Below are 19016 nucleotides of genomic sequence, written 5' to 3' on the forward strand. Positions count from 1 at the left end.
GGTCTAGCTCAGCCCCCCGGCAAGGGTCGGGACGGCGAGCGGGGCGAAGCCGTAGTGCTTCAGCCAGCGCAGATCCCCGGAGAAGAACGCGCGCAGGTCCGGCGCGCCGTATTTCAGCATGGTCAGTCGGTCGATCCCGACGCCGAAGGCGAAGCCTTGATACTTCTTGGGATCGAGCTGGACGGCGGTCAGCACGTTGGGATGGACCATGCCGCAGCCGAGGATCTCCAACCACTGATCGCCCTCGCCGATGCGGATCTCATCGCCCACCTTGGCGTAGCCGATGTCCACCTCCATCGAAGGCTCGGTGAAGGGGAAATGGCTTGCGCGGAAGCGCATCTTGACCTCGGGCACCTCGAAGAAGGCCTTGCAGAATTCTTCGAGCACCCATTTCAGGTGACCGAGATGGGCCTCATTGTCGATCACTAGCCCTTCCACCTGGTGGAACATGGGCGTGTGGGTCTGATCTGAATCGCAGCGATAGACGCGCCCGGGCGCGATGATGCGCAAGGGCGGCTTGTTGTTCAGCATCGTGCGGATCTGCACGGGGCTCGTATGGGTGCGCAGGACAGGCCGCGTCCCGTCCGGGCCTTCCGCGAAATAAAACGTGTCGTGGTCCTGCCGGGCCGGATGCTCGGGCGGAATGTTCAGCGCCGTGAAATTGTTGAAGTCGGTCTCGATGTCGGGGCCCTCGGCGATCGAGAAGCCCATGTCGGCGAAGATCTCGGTGATCTCGTCGGTGACCTGGCTGACTGGGTGAACGCGGCCCTCGGCCAGTGGTCCTTCGCGGACCGGCAAGGTCACGTCGGCTCGTTCGGCGGCGAGTTTCGCCGTCGTGGCCGCGCGGGCGAGCGTCTCACGCTTGGCTTCGAGTGCGTCCGAGACGGCCATCTTGACGGCGTTGACTGCCTGGCCGAAGTCGCGCCGCTCTTCCGGCGGCATGGAGCCGAGACGCTGCATCAGGGCTGAGACGCGGCCCTTCTTGCCGAGCGCGCCCACGCGCACCTCTTCGAGGCTCGCCAAATCGGACGCAGCCGCGACCGCCTCAAGCAGTTCTGCTTTGAGGGTGTCGAGCTCTGACGCGCTCATCGGTCTTGCTCCTTCGCCGTTCGAGGCCGGGCCTTACGCCCGGGCGGCAGTGGCAGCTTCGACCAATCCCTGGAACGTTTGCGGCTCGCGCACGGCGATGTCCGCCAGGACCTTGCGGTCGAGCTCGATGCCGGCCTTCTTGAGACCGTCGATGAGCTGGCCATAGGTGACCCCATGCAAGCGCGCGGCGGCGTTGATGCGCTGGATCCACAAAGAGCGGAAGGTGCGCTTCTTCACCTTGCGGTCGCGATAGGCGTACTGACCGGCTTTCTCCACGGCCTGCTTGGCGACGCGGATGGTGTTCTTACGGCGTCCGTAATAGCCCTTGGCCTGCTTGAGGACCTTGCTGTGACGGGCATGGGCGGTAACGCCACGTTTTACACGGGACATGTGTCGGTGCTCCTTAAGCGTTCGTTTCTTCTCTTGGCCCTATGGGGCGCAAGGCCCAGCCTTAACGGGCGTAGGGGAGAAAATTCTTCTTCACGACTTTTGCGTCTTCGTCGGCCAGGACCATGGTCCCCCGGGCATTCCGGATGAACTTGTTGGTCCGCTTGATCATGCCGTGACGCTTACCGGCGGCGAGGCATTTCACCTTGCCGTTGGCCGTGACCTTGAATCGCTTCTTGGCACCGCTCTTCGTCTTGAGCTTGGGCATTTTGCTTCCTTCTTCGGCAGGCGCTGGATGGCTCCAGGCCCACGTTCTTGAACAATTTTCGTACAGATATGCTGGAAAGCATGCGAGCCGCCACGGCATGCCCTGCCGGGCGGCTCCTTGAACGGCGGGTTATAAAGGGAATTGCGCCTGAAGTGCAAGCTCTGTCGGCGCGATTCGGGCCCGCCGCCTAGCGGGGTGCGAGCACCATGACCATTTGGCGCCCTTCCAGCCTCGGCTCGGACTCCACCTTTGCGATTTCAACGGTGTCGTCCTTGACCTTGTTGAGCAGCTGCATGCCCAACTCCTGGTGCGCCATTTCGCGGCCTCGGAAGCGCAATGTCACCTTGACCTTGTCGCCCTCCTCGAAGAACCGGTTCATGGACCGCATCTTCACGTCGTAGTCGTGCGTGTCGATGTTGGGCCGCATCTTGATCTCTTTGATCTCGACGGTGCGCTGCTTCTTGCGCGCCTCGGCGGCCTTCTTCTGAGCCTGATATTTGTATTTGCCGTAATCCAGGATCTTGCAAACGGGCGGGTCCGTGTTCGGCGAAATCTCGACGAGATCGAGCCCGGCTTCGCTGGCGCGCGCGAGCGCGTCTTCGATATCAACGACGCCGACATTTTCGCCGGTTGCGTCAATGAGCTGGATTTGCGGAGTGTCTATACCCTCGTTGGTGCGTGGGCCGCCCCGGTTGGGGGCCATCTTCATGGGCCGTCTTGCGATGTCTCAGTCTCCTTAAGTGGTGATGCGCCCTCGCCGCGGCGAGGCACGGGACGCGACAGTAAAACAAAGTTAGAAGCGAAAAGTTCTACAAGAAGGCGGTAATGCCTGACAAGTCACGACGGAATCCGCTTTCGGATCAAGGCTAAGTGGCAATGGTTTCCGGTTGGCTCGCACGATAGACGCTCACGGCGAGCGCGACATAGAGCCCCGCCAACCCCGTCAACGCCATCAACCATGCCTGCCACATGCCCCACGCGAATGCGATGATAGCGAAGTACGCCGCCACTTGGGCCAGCGCGAAACGCTGCGTATCGTCTGGTAGACGGCCGAGCGACAAGATGACGGCCGACCCCGTCACAACGAACAGGATCACGCCGACGGCGCCCAGTTCGTACCACGTCTGCAGAAAGACATTGTGGGCGTGGGCGCCCGCGCGCCAGCCGAAGCCCTCGGTCTTCAGTTTCTTCTTCCACTGCTTTTTCCGATTGTCCGGCGACTGGTCGATCTTGCGTGTGGACGATCCGCCGATGCCGAGGATAGGGGCGTCGCGGACGTGCTTGGCGGTGTAAGCCCAGAGCGTCACGCGTGCTTGGGCCGACATCGGGAGATACTCGGACTTGTGAAGGTCGGCCTTGTACGCGGATGTCGCCAGCGGCACCACCAGAGCGAACGCAAGGCACCAGACGAGCCACAATGCTTTCCGCGCCGCTCCGGGCCAGGGGGTCGCGAGCGCGAAGACGACCAGACTCGCAACGATGCCCACCTTCGACGAATCGTGATTGGACAGAAAGATGGCCGCGGTTGCTGCGACAAACAGCGCGCCTGCCGCGAGATAACGGTTCCTGTCGCCGAGACGGGTCAGGATGCAGAGCAGCGCCGGCCACAGGGCCAACAACATGACGGCGATCATCGCGTTGAGTTCGCCCGGCGCGATCCGCGTGATCTGACCGTTGCGCACACCGAACCCCTTGAGGCTGTCGGGCTGCGTGACGGGAAACGCGTTGTAGAGGCTCACAGTGGCGAGCCGCCCCGTGGCCGCTTCGAAAAGGAGAAAGGCAACGCCGCCCCCGATCCCAATAGCGAAGGCCGTCGCCGCCGCACGCAATGCGGGCGCCGGCCAGCGGGCAAGCGCACGGGCCGCGCTGAACGTCATGAGAGCCACCAGGACGAACCAGGCAGAAGCCGTGACGGCGCGTTGGGGGTCGAGCGACCACATCGCGTTGATGAAGAGATACGCGGCCGTCACGCCGAACAAGGCGAGTGTCGCATCGATGCGAAACAGATCCTTGAGCTTGCCGCCCCGCGCCAAGTCGAGCCCTACGCAACACACAAACAACACGATCAGGATCACGACCGTCGTTTTCGGGATCAGCAGCGTGATGAGGGGCCCAAGGAAAAACAGCGAACGGATGATCGCGAGCTCTCGCCGGAGCGCGAGTTTGGCAAGCTGCCGCATAGAGATTCCGGTGTCTGGGCTTGGGCGCGGGTCCCGAGATGCCGTTGGTGAACGAGGTCAGTGCCGAGTCCATAGCACTTCGCATGCGCACCCGGAAGCGCCCTCCAGGCGATGTTGGGGGCCCACGGAGACCTCCCCGGCTTTCGGAGAGGTACTTGCGGTGGAAGGTGTCGGTTGGATCGAAGGTCTGCTAGACGATCGTGGCGGGGTCTTGCTGCGGGACGGCAATACCGGCGTCGAAGTGTCCCCAGCGCCGCTGCAAGCGCCGGACGATCTGGTGCACGAAGCGGATGGCTTCCCCGCCGATGAAGCTGGCAGCCCCGTTCTCGAGGGCGACCGGACGCACGGCGCCAGTCTCGTGCCGCGCGTCGTGCCAGGTCTCCCAGAGTCTCTGATCGATCAAGTTGTCGTCCTGAATACGCGCCACTGTCGACTGAGGAAGCAAATCCAGCGTTAGCGGAGTCCAGCCCGCACCCCGCGACAGGTCCGCGAGCCCGTTGTGCAGCCGCGCATTGGCCGAGATGTCGAGCCGGTCGCCAAGAGCGCTCAGCAGGTCATCGCACAGCGTGTAGTCGCCGACGAACCAGAACATGGACAGGAACGCATTCGCGAGGTCGTACTTCTCTTGATCGGATAGGCTGGCGATCTGCACCCAGTTCAACTCGAGGAAGTTGTTGAGGATGTAGTGCGTTATGAAGTTCCGCCGCATCGCGCCATAGGCGATGTCGATGCCGTAGGGCTGCAGACCCTCGTTGATGTAACGGGTCATGCGGTAGTTGTAGTACGACACGAAATGGCTCGCCGGGTCGCGCAGCAGCATGCTGCGCTTGATGAGCCGATCCCGGAACAGCGCGTCGATTGAGATTCCGAGATAATGGCTGCTGACGACCTTCGTCTCGCTCGGATCGGGCAGATGCGAGGTGTCGTAGCCCGTCGCAAACCGGCCCAGGCCCCGGCGCCGGCGCAAACGGTGATAGGCGTTCGCCGGCAGCGCGCCGGCCAGATGCCGATCTATCGTCCGGCCTGCACATTTCGGCACGTGATAGACGAAGTGCACCGGCGGCGTATCCACGCCCCGCGCTGAAGTCGTTCGTGCCTGCATCTGTGTTGAAACGCCTGGGTACATTTTTAAGAGATTGGCACCGCCCTACTTAACAACTCCTTTAGGATGTTGGTTCCCCGAATGAGGAGCTGTGCAGCGCCAGCGCGAACAATTGGTCCCAGGATGTCGCGGCGGAACCGAGGCAAAACCTGGGCAAACGGCACCGAAGCCGGCACACGATTTTTTGAACGATTAGAGTTGCTTGGCGGGACAGAACGCCGCAGCCAATTCCGTACCTAATAGTTCGTCGTAGACGGCGAGCGTGGCCCGCTGCATGTCGTGAAGCGCAAAGCGTGCGCGTGCATGCGTCCTGGCTCGTTGCCCGATTTCGGCAAGGGACTGAGGGGAAAGGGTTAACGCCTCGGCGAGGCAATCGGCGAGGGCGCGCGCATCGGCGGTCGGCACGACCCATCCGGTGAAGTCGTCTCCGGCGCTCTGGGTCACCACGTTCTCGCCCGCCGCTCCCACATCGCTGACAATGACCGGACACCCGGCCGCCTGAGACTCGATACTGGTGCGTCCAAATGTCTCCGCGCGCGTCGACGCGACCACCGCGAGGTCCGCCAGCGTGAAGGCCGCCGGAATATCGTCGCAATGGCCGACGAGGCGCACGACGCCCGTGAGACCCGCAGCGTCGATCTCGCCCTGAAGTTCGGCGCGGTAGTCCTCGCGACTCTGCGTGTCGCCGGCGAAGACAAAAACTGCATCGCCGAGCTGGCCGCGCTCCTTCAGCAGACGCGCCGCCTCGATTGTGTAGGGATGTCCCTTCCAGCGCGTCAGCCGCGCGGCTTGCAGGACGACACGGTGTTCCGGCGAGATACCCCAGGCCTCGCGCAGCCGTGCAATGCGGTCCGGCGCCACGTTGTCCGCATCGAACGCCGAGACGTCGAACCCGCGATAGATGACGTGCAGGTGCTCCGGGGGCACGGTGTGTTGGCCGTTGATCAGCCCCGCCGTGAAGCGGGAGTTCGCGATCACGCGGTCGCCGCGCGCCATGACGCTGTTGTAGAAGGTCTTCAGCTGGCTCTTGCCGCTATAGGCTCCATGATATGTGGTGACGAAGGGGCGCCCGGTGCGGCGCGCTGCTATATACGCGCTCCAGGCAGGGGCGCGGCTGCGCGCATGGAGCAGCGTGACATTCCGGTCTTCGACGATCCGCGCCAGGTGCCGCGCGTTGGCGAGGATGGTCAGCGGGTTCTTGCTCGCCACGGGAAGTTCGATGATTTCGCCGCCGGCGGCCTCGAGAGCAGTTGCCAAGCGGCCGCCTTCGGTGGCAACCAGAGCCTTCGCTCCGGCTTGGGTGAGCGCTGCGGCGATCTCGACGGTCGACTGTTCGCTGCCGCCGGTCTCAAGCCGTGGCACGACCTGCAATATGGTCACGTCCGACATCGCGTCGCTTTTATCCTCGAATTCCAAACTGCGGGCAGCTCTCAAGATGGACCAGCAAGAACCACATTTTATGGAGATTGGCCAAGGGGATCATGGCCGACGCATCGCCTATCGCTTCGATGAGGGCGCATCGGGGAACGCGCCGGTCATCGTTTGGCTGTCCGGTTTCCTCTCCGACATGGCCAGCACGAAGGTCGTGTTCTTGAGCGAGTGGGCGGCCCGGAAGGGCTACGCGATGCTGCGCTTCGACTACTCGGGCCACGGACGTTCCGGCGGCGACATCGAGAAGGCATCGACCGGTGCTTGGCTGGAAGAGGCGCAAGAGATGCTGGCGCTCGTGGGGACACGGCCCGTGATTCTCGTGGGCTCCTCGCTCGGCGGCTGGATCTCGTTGCTCCTGGCGCGCCAACTCGCGGATAGCCGCGACACGCGCCTCAAGGGCCTCGTGCTCATCGCGCCGGCCTGGGACATGACCGAGAAGCTCATGTGGGAAAAGATGTCGGAGAAGACGCGCAACGTCGTGCTCACGGAAGGCGTTTACTACGCCCCCTCCAATTACGACGACCCGTATCCCATCACCAAAATCCTGATCGAAGAAGGCCGCAACTATCTGCTGGCCGACGGCAACATCCCGGTGAATGCGCCGGTGCGCATCCTTCAAGGCATGCGCGACGAAGATGTGCCCTGGGAACATAGCGCGCAGTTGGTAGATCTTCTGGCGACCGATGATGTTGAGCTCACGCTGGTGAAATCCGCCGGGCATCGCCTGTCGGAGCCTGCAGATCTCGATCGCCTCGCCCGCACGATCGAGACGCTGATCGATCCGGCGTCCGTCTAAGCCCTATGGTTTGAGCGCGGCCAGACCCTCGCGGAAGGTAGGATAACGCAGCTTGACGCCAAGCTCGGACTTGATGCGCGCGTTGCCGATCTTGCGGCTGCCTTCGTAGAAGCTGCGCACCATGGCCGGCAGATTGGCATCCTCGAAATCGATTTCCGGCGGCGGCTCGACCCCGATCATCCGGGCGGCATGGGCCACAATGTCCCCGGGCGCCGCGGGCTCGTCGTCCGCGACGTTGTAAATTGCCCCCGCGCGCGGTTGCGCAATCGACGCCTCCAGCACCGTGGCGATGTCGTCCACGTGGATGCGACTGAAGACCTGGCCCTGCTTGTTGATGCGCCGTGCCGTGCCCGCTTTGAGCTTGTCGAACACGCTGCGGCCAGGGCCGTAGATCCCTGCGAGCCGGAAAATGTGCACCGGCACGCCGGTCTTCGCGCCGAAATCGAGCCAAGCCTGTTCGGCGGACACGCGCGCTTCGGTGCGGGCGCTGTTGGGCTTCGTCGGCGTTTCCTCGCTCACCCACTCTCCGTGCTGATCGCCGTACACGCCGACCGTCGAGAGATAGCCGATCCATTCGAGACTGCCGAGCTTGGCCAGCGCGTCGCCGTAATGGATCAGCACATGATCTCCGTGCTCGCCATCGTCGTCGCGGTCGGGCGGAATCGAATGCAGCAGATGCGTGGTCCCGGTCAGCAAGCGGTTGACGTCCGGGTTGACCGCAATGCCTGAAAACGAAGCGGCCTCGAATCCGCGAGCGCGCAAGGCGTCGCATTTGGCTTCATCCCGCGCGGTGCCGGCTGCGGTCCAGCCTCGCGCCACGAGCCGCGGTGCGAGTTCCTGTGCGGAATAGCCAAATCCGAAAGCGAAGAGCCGGCTCATGGCACCAACGCTCCTGCGGTCTCCTGCCACTCCGCCCGAACGGCACTGTCAGTCTCGGCGGCGAGCCGTTCGGCACGCATCGTGTCCGAGCGGGCAGGATCGAGGCGCTGAAGCGCCCAAGCCGCCATGGCACGCACGAGCGGCGAAGCATCGTCGATCAATGCCTCGACATGCGGCACGAGCGATGTGTCCGCCGCATTGCCGGCCGCGATGAGAGCATTGCGGACGAAGCGGTCGCGCCCGGTCCGCTTGATCGGCGTGCCGCGGAAGCGCTCCCGAAACGCCGCATCGTCCAGCGCCAAGATCTCGGCGAGCGGCGGGTCGTCCGTCTCCGGACGAATAGCGAGCTTCGTCTCATGACTCGCTTGCGCGAATTTGTTCCAGGGGCACACGGCGAGACAATCGTCGCAGCCATAGATTCGATTCCCCATCGCCGCGCGAAACTCGCGCGCGATGTGTCCCTTGTGCTCAATGGTGAGGTAAGAGATGCAGCGGCGCGCATCGATCTCGTAGGGCGCGGTGAACGCCTTTGTGGGGCAGGCGTCGAGGCAACGGCAGCAGGCGCCGCAATGGTCGATCTCAGGGGCGTCCGCTTCGATATCGGCCGTGGTGAAGATCGAGCCGAGGAACAGCCACGACCCGAATTCGCGCGAGACGAGATTGGTGTGCTTGCCCTGCCAGCCGAGCCCGGCCTTCGCGGCCAGCGGCTTTTCCATCACGGGCGCCGTGTCGACGAAGACTTTCACGTCACCACCAGCCAGTGCCTGGATCTGTCGTGCCAGTTGCTTGAGCTTGCCCTTGATGACGTCGTGATAGTCCGCACGCTTCGCATAGATCGACACGGCGCCGCGCGAGGCATCCCGCAGAGACGCGAGCGGGTCCTCAGGGCCTCCGTAGTTTGTTCCAAGCAAGATGACACTGCGGACATCGGGCCAGAGCGCCTGCGGGCTCTTGCGGCGTTCCGCCGTATCCTTGAGCCAGCCCATGTCGCCCTCGCGCCCTTGCGCCAGAAATGCGTCGAGCTCGGAACCTATGCGCGCGGGAGCATCGGCGCCCGTGATCCGCATGACATCGAAGCCAAGCGCCTCCGCACGTTCGGCGATGGTCTGTTTCAGAGATTGTCCCATCACGGACGACCGTCCGGTTGCGGCAGGGTGGGCACGCTCCAGGTGCTGCGCGTCGAACTCAGAAGTCGAGATCGGCATAGGTCCCCGCCGGGACGAATCCGGCGATCCGGTCCTGCAGCAGCGGGCGGAAAGAGGGCCGCGACTTCACCAGCGCATACCAGTTCTTGGCAGGTTCGAACTCTTCCCACGGCACCTCGCCGAGATAATCCAGGGCCGACAGATGGGCCGCCGCCGCCAAGTCCGCAAAGCTCATAGCATCGCCTGCGAGCCAGCTGCGCGTCTCCGTCAAATGGCCGATATAGGTCATATGATAGCGCAGATTGTCGTGTCCGGCCCGCATTGCCGCCATGTCGGGCGAGGAACTTTGGGGGCCGAAGCGCCGGAAGACCTTCTCGACAACGAGATAGTCGGTGACCTCCTCGTAGAACTTGTGATGGAACCACTCGACGAGACGGCGCGTCTCGGCACGAGCCGCGGCATTTCCCGGGAAGGGCTGAAAAGCGGTCGCCGCGCGCTCGGCCATTGTGTCGGAAAGCCATTCCGAGATGGCGTAGGCGCCTGCGATCGGGGCCCCTCCGTCGGGAATGAAGACCGGCAACGTTCCCGCCGGATTGAGGGCTAGAAACTCGGGTCTCCACTCCCAAGGCCTCTCTTCGTTCAGCTCGTACTCGACCCTGCATTCCGCAAAGGCGAGACGAATTGACCGGGAGAAGGCGCATAGCGGATGGTGGAGAAGATTCGCCATGAAGGGCTTCGATCGCTATTCGTTCGGAAGGTGACCGGGCGCAAAATGAATCGCGCCAAACGCGTGAGCCTCGTATAGAACCTGCGGCCAAGGCGAACAAGCGGCACGGGCACGCCGCGTCTGGGGGGTGGGACCATGACCATAGAGCAGATCATCGTCATCGCGGTGGTTCAGGGCATCACGGAGTTCCTGCCCATTTCCTCGTCGGGTCATCTGGTTCTCGTCCCTTACCTTTTTCATTGGCCGGACCAAGGCCAGTTCGTGGACGTCATGGTGCATGTGGGCACCCTGTTCGCGATTCTGATCTATTTCTGGCGCGATGTCTGGAAGCTGATCGTCGGTGCCTTGGAGCTTTTCCGGGGCAAGGTCACCCAGGACGGCAAGCTTGCGATCTACATCGTCCTGGCCACGATCCCCGCGGTCGCATTCGGTCTGTTTCTCAAAAAATTCGGTGTCGGCGATCTGGAACGCAGCGTCACGATCGTCGCCTGGAACACCGTTATCTACGGCATTCTCATGCTCATCGCCGATATGCTCGGCAGGCAAGAGAAGACCATCGAGAACATGACGCTCAAGAGTGCGATGATTATCGGTGTGGCCCAGGCGCTTGCCCTGATCCCCGGCACCAGCCGTTCGGGCATCACCATGACCGCCGCGCGCTTCCTAAACTTCACACGGCCCGACGCGGCGCGGTTCTCGTTTCTGTTGGGGATCCCGGCCATCGCCGGTGCCGGCGTACTCACCGTGGGCGAAGCGCTTGCCTCGGGCGATGCGATCACGATGGACGCCATCTACTGCGCAATCCTGACCTTCTTCGCCGGCCTTGCGGCGATTGCCTTCCTCATGGCGCTCGTTCGCCGCATCAGCTTCCTGCCCTTTGTGCTCTACCGCATGGTTTTGGGCGGCTTCCTGCTGTTCATGATCTACCTATGAGGATCGGATGACCGAGATCCATCATGGCGGATGCGCTTGTGGCAACGTGCGCTACACCACGATGGGAGATCCGCAGCGTGTCAGCGCGTGCGCGTGCCGCTGGTGTCAGCGGCGCACGGGCAGCGCCTTCGGCATCTCCGTCTATTTCGACAGGGACAATGTGACGTTCAACGGAGGCGTCATGCGCACGTATAGGCTCGTGTCCGATGCTGGCCGTTGGATCGATGCGGAGTTCTGTGAGACGTGCGGCTCGACGGTGACGTGGACGCTCGAGTTCTTGCCGGCCTATCGCGGCATCGCCGGGGGAACCTTCGACGAACCCACGTTCTGGTACAAGCTGCAGCGTTTCGGGTTCGCGCGCACGAAGCCCGATTGGCTCACCGTGCCCAAGGGCCTCGAAGTGTGCCAAGGCATGCCGAAATAGGCCGTGCCGAAGCCAAGCGTTCGGCTCAGGCCTTGTAGACCGAGAACTGCCCCCGCGGACGGAACTGCTCCAGATAGTCGGGCGCGACGCTGGCGATCTGCACCGGCTCGATGCCGAGCCCCTGCAGCGTGCGCCCGTCCTTCACCGCGCCCTCGCTGACGACGTTGTCGGTCTCGAGAAGGCGAACCTGGTCGACGGTCAGCGGCGGGTTGGGCAGCCATTGCAGGAAAGCGCCCTGCAACTTGGCGAGCCAGAACGGCAGCGGGATCAGCGGTCGCGACCGCATCGTGTAGGCGAGCACGCGCTCCATCACCTCTTTCATGGTCAGGACTTCGGGACCGCCGAGTTCGTACGGCGCGTCCGTCTTCGTCCGGCCTTCGATCGCCGCGACAATGGTCTGGGCCACGTCGCCGACGAAAACCGGCTGGAATTTGGTGTGACCGCCGCCGATCAGGGGCAGAGCCGGGAACAGCTGCGCCATCGCGCCGAACCGGTTGAAGAACTCGTCTTCCGGGCCAAACACGACCGACGGACGGACGATCGTGGCGTCGGGATAGACGTCCCGAACGGCTGCTTCGCCGGCTGCCTTGCTCCGAGCATAGACCGACGGCGAGTCCGCGTCGGCGCCGATTGCCGAGGCATGGACAAAGGTCCCGACACCGGCCGCTTTAGCGGCCTCGGCGACGTTGCGGGCGCCTTCGTCCTGCACCGTCTTGAAGGTCTGCTTGCCCGAGGCGAACAGGATTCCGACCAGATTAACGGCCGCGTCCGCATCCTCTGCGGCGGTCACGAGCGAGTCTGGAAACCGTACGTTTGCCTGGACCGGAACGATCTGCCCGACGCCGCCGAGCGGCTGGAGATGGCCCGCGAGGTCTGGCCGGCGGCAGGCGACTCGGACGCGCGCGCCGGTGCGGGCGATGGCCCTCACCAAATGGCGCCCCAGAAATCCGGAGCCGCCATAGACGGTTACCAATGCTCGATTGTTCAGTGTGACGCCCACGGCAGTGCCTCATCTCTCACGGCGCTGAATTTCGCAGATGCAACATGCCACGAACGCAGGCCGCCTTGAAGGCGGTTCTTCGTCTCAATTCCCGCTCTCGAAAGAATTGACATTGTGCAGCGCCAATCGTACCTGAACCCGTTCAAGCCCAGGTGGCGGAATTGGTAGACGCGCTAGCTTCAGGTGCTAGTGCCCGTATGGGCGTGGAAGTTCGAGTCTTCTCCTGGGCACCATCTCTCGTCTCGCCGTGCAATGGTACGGCGAGCGTCTTAGTCGGCAAGAGGGGTCTGCCGAGATCCTTCCGGAAAGGCGCACTTGAGCCAGTCCTCGACCGTAGAACTCTTCAAGGGTGATTTGCCGCCGGGCCGCTTCACGGCCAAGGCGATCGCGGTCGACACCGAGACGCTCGGCCTCAATCCGCATCGCGACCGTCTGTGCCTGGTGCAACTCTCCGATGGCGATGGCACGGCCGCGCTGGTGCAGATTTCTCCAGACGACGACGCACCCGAGCTGAAGCGCCTGCTGGCCGACGACAGCGTACTCAAGATCTTCCACTACGCGCGTTTCGACGTAGCCGTGCTGAAGCACTATCTCGGCGTCGACACGGCGCCGATCTACTGCACCAAGATCGCCTCGAAATTGGCTCGCACCTATACGGATCGGCACGGTCTGAAAGATCTGTGCCGGGAGCTCCTAGGGATCGAGTTGTCTAAGCAGCAGCAATCATCCGACTGGGGCGCGGACACGTTGAGCCCCGACCAGCTCAGCTACGCGGCCAGCGACGTGCTGTATCTGCATGCCCTCAAGGAGCGGCTGGATGCGATGCTCGACCGCGAGGGCCGGGCTCAGTTCGCGCGTGCCTGTTTCGCGTTTCTGCCGGTCCGGGCCGAACTGGACCTCAAAGGCTGGTCCGAAATGGACATCTTCGCCCATTGAGGCCCGCGAAAAATCGCGTGAAATCAAGGGTCACGGTCGCAATGTGATCAAAGTCCTGCGGCTAGTTACCTAAGGGTTCCAGCCTGTCCAATCGTGCGCGGAGCCAGGGGCGTGGAAGTTGGCGAATGTAATGGCATATGAGGCGGATATCGCGGGCGCGCGGTCGCGCCACCGGATACGTACGCCTGAAGAGCGCGCTCGGGCGATGCGCAATGCCAAGCGCCACAGCGTGGTGGTCCGCGTCTTGCGGAATGCGCTGCCCGTTCTCGCTATTCTCGTGCTGGGCGCCTACTTCTTCTCGGCGCGCATGAACGTCCATGTCGGCGGCATCACCGCGAGCATCGACGGCCTTCAGGTGACCGACGGCGCCTTGCGGATGCTCAATCCCACCATGCGCGGGACCGACAAGAAGAATGGGGACTATGTCATCAAGGCCGACTACGCGGACCAAGATGTCACCAACCCCAACCTCGTCGAACTGAACGCAATCAAGGCAGATGTGAACAACAAGGCCAATGGCAGCTGGTCGCGTATGCGCGCTGTGCGGGGCAAGTTCGACTCGAAGAAAGAAAAGCTCATCCTCAAGGACAAGATCACGCTCGCCACCAGCGCCGGCCTGACGGGCGAACTTTCCTACGCCACCATCGACATGAAAAAGCAGATCCTCCGGTCCCATAACCCGGTCAAGCTGGATATGCCTTCCGGGACCGTCAGGGCCAACGCCATGACGCTCTATTCGGACAAGAACGAGATCGTCTTTCGCGGGAAGGTGGCCGTTCATCTGAAGCCGCGAAAGGGTAAGGCCGCGGCGCCGGCAACCCAGCCGTCCGCCGCCGTCCCGGCCGAGACGCAGGCTGGGCCGGCACAATGAGACTGGCGTCCGTCATTTGGATCCCGGTGGCCGTCGCGGTCCTTTTGGGAGCGTTTTCGCCAGGCCCGGCACGCACCGAGGAGGTCAAGAGCGCCTTCAAGGGCCTTTCCAAGAACTCGGACAAGCCGATCGACATCTTGGCCGACACGCTCACGGTCTATGACGAGAAGAAGCTCGCCGTCTTCAAGGGAAATGTGCGGGCAAGCCAGGGCTCGTCCACCCTGCGGGCGGCTCAGCTCGACGTCCATTATATCGGCGGGGCAAACAAGCTGACCGGACAAGGAGAGCCGCAGCAGACTACGCTGCAAGCTCAGCCCACGGCCGCGGGGGACTCCGGCCCCGACGGACAGATCGAGAAGATCGAGGCACGCGGCAGCGTCGTGATCACCGGCGAGGACAATCAGACGACGACCTGCGACCATCTTGTCTACGACGTTCCCACCCAGAAGGTCACGGTGACAGGGAACGTGGTCATCAATAGCGAGGAAGATCAGACGACCACCAGCGATTGGGCCATTTACGATGTGGCCGGGCAGAAGGCCGTCGTCGGCGGCAATGTGGTACTGTCCCAAGGGCAGAACGTGCTAAAGGGTGACCGGCTCAATATCGACCTGGCCACGGGCGAGAGCCGGTTCGAGAACACCGGCACGACACAGGATGGCAGCCGCCGAATCCGCGCTTTGCTTCTCCCGAAGGAGGAGAAGAAGAAGCCCGGCAAGGAGAAGAAGAAAGCAAAAGAGGCCCCGCAGCCCTGACCCTAGGCAGGTTCCTCGGTTGGCCGGCGTCGCCACGGTGCGCCGCCGGATCGCGCCTGCGCTCATTGCGCGCGTCCGTGTGCCGCGCCGCACCGCGGCCGTGATTGGCGCAGAATTGGAATGTCAGGGATTTCTGCAGGTATTCTGCGTACACTTTAGCCGGCATTAACGGCGGTGCAGTTCAACCAAAGGGTGACACGAGCATTGGGCAAGGTGGTCTCGATACCGGGACAAGGAGCGGTTTCCGCTCCTCAAGGCGCGTCCGCGGGGGCGCAGCCTGGGCACGCGCCGCGTAACGACTCGGGACGCGCGAATGCACCCGTGCAGTCCGACCCGCGAAGCCATCCGAGCCAGCCCGCGCATCCGAGTCAGCCCGTCATGCCAAGCCCAGCGCCGCGCCCTACCACGCCGGCACCCCATGGGCAGCCTGCGCCGCAGCGGCAGCCGGCCGCGCAGCCTGCCCCGCAGCCTCACCGGGTTCCGCCGGGCCGGCCTATGCCGCCGGGGCAGCCCGTGCCGCCACCGCTGCCGCAGGAGCCGCATGCCCGACAGGCTCAGGCCGCGGCGCCGCAAGGGCTGCATGAACCGGGCGAGGGATGGCTCACGATCCGTTCCATTGTGAAAAGCTTCAAAAAGCGAACCGTCGTCCGCGGTGTCAGCCTCGATGTCCAGCGCGGCGAAGCGGTGGGGTTGCTCGGCCCGAACGGCGCGGGCAAGACCACGACATTCTACATGATTACGGGGCTCATTCCGGCGGACGAGGGCTCGATCAAGATCGACGGGCAGGACGTCACGCGGCTGCCGATGTATCGCCGCGCGCGCCTCGGGATCGGCTATCTGCCGCAGGAAGCGTCGATCTTTCGAGGATTGACGGTCGAGGAGAACATTCTCGCCGTTTTGGAAGCGGTGGAGCCGAACAAGAAGGCGCGCCGCGAGCAGCTGGATGCCCTGCTCGAAGAATTCCGGATCACGCGGCTTCGGAAGTCTCCCTCGATGCGCTTATCGGGTGGTGAGCGACGCCGCGTCGAGATCGCGCGCGCCCTTGCCACGCGTCCCTCCTACATGCTGCTCGACGAGCCCTTCGCAGGCATCGACCCCATCGCAGTCAACGATATCCGTGCGCTCGTTCGGCATCTCACCCAGCGCGGTATCGGCGTCCTGATCACGGATCACAATGTTCGCGAGACGCTCGACCTCGTGGGTCGGGCCTATATTATTCACGATGGAACAGTTTTGACCCACGGAACCACCCACGAGATCGTCAACAACGAAGACGTCAGACGCGTCTATCTGGGTGACGATTTCAAAATTTGAGTCTGTGATCGCGAGTGAATTCGTAGATGGCGATCAACGCAAAGCTCGAAATGCGCCAGACCCAGAGTCTGGTCATGACGCCTCAGTTGCAGCAGGCCATCAAGCTCCTGCAACTGTCGAACATGGAGCTGAGCGCTTTTGTGGAGGGTGAGCTCGAACGCAACCCGTTGCTCGAGCGGGGCGATGGTGACGGTTCTTCTAGTCAGCCTACCGAGGATAATCCTGCCGAACGGTCGGATGAGAAAAGCGACGGCGCGGCGGACGCGCGGGATTCCGACAATTGGGTCGATCTTGAGTCCGGCGGCGACAACAACCGGACGGAGGACCTCGACGCCGATCCGCGCGACATGTTTCCCGACTCGGAGGATTTCGTTCCGGGCGCCGTGATGGACAGCGGCTGGAGCGGCCTGACGCATTCCGGGCCTGGCGTGTCCGAAGATAGCGCCGACCTCGAAGCTTATGTGGCCGAGGAAAAGACGTTGCGGCTCCATCTGTCGGAACAGTTGACGCTCGCTTTCGCCGATCCCGCGAAACGCATGATCGGCCAGCACATCATCGATATGACGGATGAAGCCGGTTATCTGCGCGGCGAGCTGGACCTGCTCGCCGACCAGCTCGGAGCGCCACTCGATCTGATCGAAGAAACGCTTCGGCAGATGCAGGGCTTCGATCCCTGCGGAGTCTTCGCACGCGACCTGCGCGATTGTCTTACGCTCCAGCTAAAGGAGCAGGACCGATGCGATCCCGCCATGGCCGCGCTCATCGACAACCTGCACCTGCTTGCTGCCCACGACCTCGTCGCCTTGAAGCGCGCCACGGGCGTCAGCGACGAGGATCTCCGGGATATGATCGCCGAGGTGAAGCGGCTTAATCCGAAGCCCGGCCTGGAGTTCGGTGCGACACCCGCGCAGCCCATCGTGCCGGATGTGCTGCTCCGGACCTTGCCGGACGGCAGCTATCACGTGGAACTCAATTCGGACACGCTGCCGCGCGTCCTCGTCAACCAGACCTATTATGCGAAGGTCACCAAGGGTCCGCTCGCCAAGGACGACAAGAGCTACCTTGTCGATTGTCTGCAGACTGCAAACTGGCTGGTCAAAAGCCTCGACCAGCGGGCGCGCACCATCCTGAAAGTGTCCCAGGAAATCGTCCGTCAGCAGGACGCGTTCTTCACCTACGGCGTCCGGCACTTGCGGCCACTCAACCTCAAGACCGTCGCCGATGCGATTTCGATGCACGAATCGACGGTGAGCCGCGTGACGGCCAACAAGTACATGGCGACGAATCGCGGTCTGTTTGAGCTGAAATACTTCTTCACGTCCGCGATCGCCGCCACCGGCGAGGGCGATTTCCATTCTTCGGAAGCCGTGCGGCACAGGATTCGCGAAATGATCGACGCGGAGCCTGCGGAAGACGTGTTGTCCGACGACAAGATTGTCGAGCGCCTCAAGGTCGACGGAATCGATATCGCGCGCCGTACCGTTGCAAAATACCGCGAGGCGTTGGGTATCCCGTCCTCGGTCCAGCGCCGGCGACAGAAGCGTATGGCGTTGGCGGCAAGCGCCTAGCGGGCGGACTTTTCGACATTTATGGAGGATTGGATTTGACACCCTCCAAGCTCAGAGCTAGCTTCCGGCCTCCGCTACAGAGGCCTATGTTGTTTGGGCCGGGACGTATAGATCCCGATGCTGGCCTCGCTTCTTGTGGAATTGGTGCCGGATGGTGCGCCGCCGCAAGACTTGAGCGGGTCGCTAACGGGAAAAACAGCGCAGCCAGTTACCAGATAGACTTCCAGAACTCGTCAGAAGCGTTCCGCGTTTTCGGATAGATTTGCGTTCTATAGCGACGCCCGGCGGTCTCGGGCCCCGGGCGAGGCGCGCGAGACACAAACGAATGGCCCGCGCGTGCGGGTTGGAACACACGCGCAACGAAAATTGTTTGTTGGTCGATGTCGACCGTGCCGGATCGGAGGCACACAGGTAATCAAAATGACCCTAGCTGATTTCATTGCGCCCGACGCCGTACTGCCCTCGCTCCACGTCGCGGATAAGAAGCAGCTTCTGGCTGCCCTTTCGGCGCGTGCCTCGGAGCTATGCGGCCTCCAGGAACGGGATATCTTCGATGTTCTGTTGCAGCGGGAGCGCCTCGGATCGACGGGGCTTGGTCAGGGCGTCGCGATTCCGCATGGCAAAATGCCGGGCCTGAACAGGATTGTCGGCATGTTCGCGCGGCTTGCCGAGCCAATCGACTTCGATGCGGCCGACGCCGAGCCCGTGACAATTGTTGTGCTGCTCTTGGCGCCGGAGGGCGCGGGCGCGGACCATCTGAAGGCCCTGGCGCGCATTTCGCGTCTGCTGCGCGATCGACCGTCGGTACAGAAGTTACAGTCCAGCACCGACGCCGAGGCGCTCTATGCTGTGCTGACCCAGGACGACACGGCGTCTCACGCTGCGTAACGGCCGCTGCGCGCGTCCAGCAAACGCTGCAAGTTCATTTTCAGTATTAGTGAACGCTCAAGGGAACGAGGTCATTCTCGATCGCGTTGGCGATCGCTGCGTTGCGGCTGTCCGTTAGCGCGATCGGCGTTCCGTCGGCGCCCAACACGGCGAACAGATCGATCCCCTCCGGCGTATCGTCGAGAGCCGGAAACAGCCGCTCCGCATCGTCGAAATCGACCTGCTTGATATACGCGACTTCGCCTTCCCCAAGCAGAGCAAGCTCCTTGGGGCTCATCGCGATCTCGGTCTCGTCGTCTTGGTGCTTATTCATCGAACTCGTT

The 19016-nt window shown here is 63.0% G+C and carries 21 protein-coding genes and 1 tRNA gene; 10 read left to right on the forward strand and 12 right to left on the reverse strand.

Annotated features, from left to right (window positions below; genetic code table 11):
- Positions 1 to 3 precede the first annotated feature (3 nt).
- The 7 genes from pheS to GL4_RS02555 all read right to left on the reverse strand — a co-directional run bounded on the left by pheS (position 4) and on the right by GL4_RS02555 (position 6415).
- Complete coding sequence (gene pheS, locus GL4_RS02525; RefSeq protein WP_045364193.1) at positions 4 to 1089, reverse strand: phenylalanine--tRNA ligase subunit alpha; 1086 nt, start codon at positions 1087 to 1089, stop codon at positions 4 to 6.
- A gap of 33 nt (positions 1090 to 1122) precedes the next feature.
- Positions 1123 to 1479: a 50S ribosomal protein L20 gene (gene rplT, locus GL4_RS02530; protein WP_045364196.1), complete on the reverse strand. Its 357-nt coding sequence runs from the start codon at positions 1477 to 1479 to the stop codon at positions 1123 to 1125.
- Between the two features lie 61 nt (positions 1480 to 1540).
- Positions 1541 to 1744, reverse strand: a complete 204-nt coding sequence (rpmI, locus tag GL4_RS02535; RefSeq protein WP_045364199.1) for a 50S ribosomal protein L35 — start codon at positions 1742 to 1744, stop codon at positions 1541 to 1543.
- Positions 1745 to 1931: 187 nt separating this feature from the next.
- Positions 1932 to 2453 (reverse strand): translation initiation factor IF-3, encoded by a 522-nt coding sequence (gene infC / locus GL4_RS02540; protein ID WP_045364201.1) that lies wholly within the window; start codon positions 2451 to 2453, stop codon positions 1932 to 1934.
- A 157-nt stretch (positions 2454 to 2610) separates the two neighbouring features.
- Entirely contained in the window at positions 2611 to 3924 is a 1314-nt protein-coding gene (locus tag GL4_RS02545) for an O-antigen ligase family protein (RefSeq protein ID WP_045364204.1), read from the reverse strand.
- Between the two features lie 190 nt (positions 3925 to 4114).
- Entirely contained in the window at positions 4115 to 5026 is a 912-nt protein-coding gene (locus GL4_RS02550; RefSeq protein ID WP_156137357.1) for a hypothetical protein, read from the reverse strand.
- A 192-nt stretch (positions 5027 to 5218) separates the two neighbouring features.
- On the reverse strand, positions 5219 to 6415 hold the full coding sequence (locus tag GL4_RS02555) for a glycosyltransferase family 4 protein (RefSeq protein WP_045369287.1): 1197 nt from the start codon (positions 6413 to 6415) through the stop codon (positions 5219 to 5221).
- A 46-nt stretch (positions 6416 to 6461) separates the two neighbouring features.
- Here GL4_RS02555 and GL4_RS02560 point away from each other — a divergent pair, with 46 nt between their 5' ends.
- Complete coding sequence (locus GL4_RS02560) at positions 6462 to 7253, forward strand: alpha/beta hydrolase (protein WP_045364210.1); 792 nt, start codon at positions 6462 to 6464, stop codon at positions 7251 to 7253.
- Positions 7254 to 7256: 3 nt separating this feature from the next.
- Here the strand turns inward: GL4_RS02560 and GL4_RS02565 are convergent, their stop codons facing one another.
- From GL4_RS02565 to GL4_RS02575, 3 genes are read right to left on the reverse strand one after another with little or no spacing between them, the layout of a single operon-like run.
- Positions 7257 to 8132 (reverse strand): SDR family oxidoreductase, encoded by an 876-nt coding sequence (locus tag GL4_RS02565; RefSeq protein WP_045364213.1) that lies wholly within the window; start codon positions 8130 to 8132, stop codon positions 7257 to 7259.
- The gene (gene queG, locus GL4_RS02570; RefSeq protein ID WP_045369288.1) at positions 8129 to 9259 is read right to left on the reverse strand and encodes a tRNA epoxyqueuosine(34) reductase QueG; all 1131 of its coding nucleotides are present in this window, start codon (positions 9257 to 9259) and stop codon (positions 8129 to 8131) included. The genes GL4_RS02565 and queG overlap by 4 nt, the downstream gene beginning before the upstream one ends.
- Positions 9260 to 9317: 58 nt before the next feature.
- Positions 9318 to 10004: a glutathione S-transferase family protein gene (locus GL4_RS02575; protein WP_045364216.1), complete on the reverse strand. Its 687-nt coding sequence runs from the start codon at positions 10002 to 10004 to the stop codon at positions 9318 to 9320.
- A 135-nt stretch (positions 10005 to 10139) separates the two neighbouring features.
- Here GL4_RS02575 and GL4_RS02580 point away from each other — a divergent pair, with 135 nt between their 5' ends.
- Entirely contained in the window at positions 10140 to 10937 is a 798-nt protein-coding gene (locus GL4_RS02580) for an undecaprenyl-diphosphate phosphatase (RefSeq protein ID WP_045364219.1), read from the forward strand.
- A 7-nt stretch (positions 10938 to 10944) separates the two neighbouring features.
- Complete coding sequence (locus tag GL4_RS02585) at positions 10945 to 11361, forward strand: GFA family protein (RefSeq protein ID WP_045364222.1); 417 nt, start codon at positions 10945 to 10947, stop codon at positions 11359 to 11361.
- A gap of 25 nt (positions 11362 to 11386) precedes the next feature.
- On the opposite strand, the gene GL4_RS02590 is transcribed toward GL4_RS02585, so the two are convergent.
- On the reverse strand, positions 11387 to 12361 hold the full coding sequence (locus GL4_RS02590; RefSeq protein WP_156137358.1) for a complex I NDUFA9 subunit family protein: 975 nt from the start codon (positions 12359 to 12361) through the stop codon (positions 11387 to 11389).
- A 146-nt stretch (positions 12362 to 12507) separates the two neighbouring features.
- Here GL4_RS02590 and GL4_RS02595 point away from each other — a divergent pair.
- From GL4_RS02595 to GL4_RS02625, 7 genes are all read left to right on the forward strand, one after another.
- Positions 12508 to 12594, forward strand: a tRNA-Leu gene (locus tag GL4_RS02595).
- Between the two features lie 82 nt (positions 12595 to 12676).
- Entirely contained in the window at positions 12677 to 13297 is a 621-nt protein-coding gene (locus GL4_RS02600; RefSeq protein WP_045364226.1) for a ribonuclease D, read from the forward strand.
- Between the two features lie 130 nt (positions 13298 to 13427).
- On the forward strand, positions 13428 to 14168 hold the full coding sequence (gene lptC, locus GL4_RS02605) for an LPS export ABC transporter periplasmic protein LptC (RefSeq protein ID WP_045364228.1): 741 nt from the start codon (positions 13428 to 13430) through the stop codon (positions 14166 to 14168).
- Entirely contained in the window at positions 14165 to 14923 is a 759-nt protein-coding gene (locus GL4_RS02610; protein ID WP_045364230.1) for an LptA/OstA family protein, read from the forward strand. Before lptC ends, GL4_RS02610 begins: the two co-directional genes overlap by 4 nt.
- A gap of 378 nt (positions 14924 to 15301) precedes the next feature.
- Positions 15302 to 16237 (forward strand): LPS export ABC transporter ATP-binding protein, encoded by a 936-nt coding sequence (gene lptB / locus GL4_RS02615; protein WP_082025419.1) that lies wholly within the window; start codon positions 15302 to 15304, stop codon positions 16235 to 16237.
- A 26-nt stretch (positions 16238 to 16263) separates the two neighbouring features.
- Complete coding sequence (rpoN, locus tag GL4_RS02620) at positions 16264 to 17805, forward strand: RNA polymerase factor sigma-54 (RefSeq protein ID WP_045364232.1); 1542 nt, start codon at positions 16264 to 16266, stop codon at positions 17803 to 17805.
- A 420-nt stretch (positions 17806 to 18225) separates the two neighbouring features.
- A complete protein-coding gene (locus tag GL4_RS02625; RefSeq protein ID WP_045364234.1) occupies positions 18226 to 18693 on the forward strand; it encodes a PTS sugar transporter subunit IIA in 468 nt (155 codons plus the stop codon).
- Between the two features lie 46 nt (positions 18694 to 18739).
- Here the strand turns inward: GL4_RS02625 and GL4_RS02630 are convergent, their stop codons facing one another.
- On the reverse strand, positions 18740 to 19006 hold the full coding sequence (locus tag GL4_RS02630) for a BQ00720 family protein (protein WP_045364236.1): 267 nt from the start codon (positions 19004 to 19006) through the stop codon (positions 18740 to 18742).
- Positions 19007 to 19016 lie beyond the last annotated feature (10 nt).

Source organism: Methyloceanibacter caenitepidi, from assembly GCF_000828475.1.
GTDB lineage: Bacteria > Pseudomonadota > Alphaproteobacteria > Rhizobiales > Methyloligellaceae > Methyloceanibacter > Methyloceanibacter caenitepidi.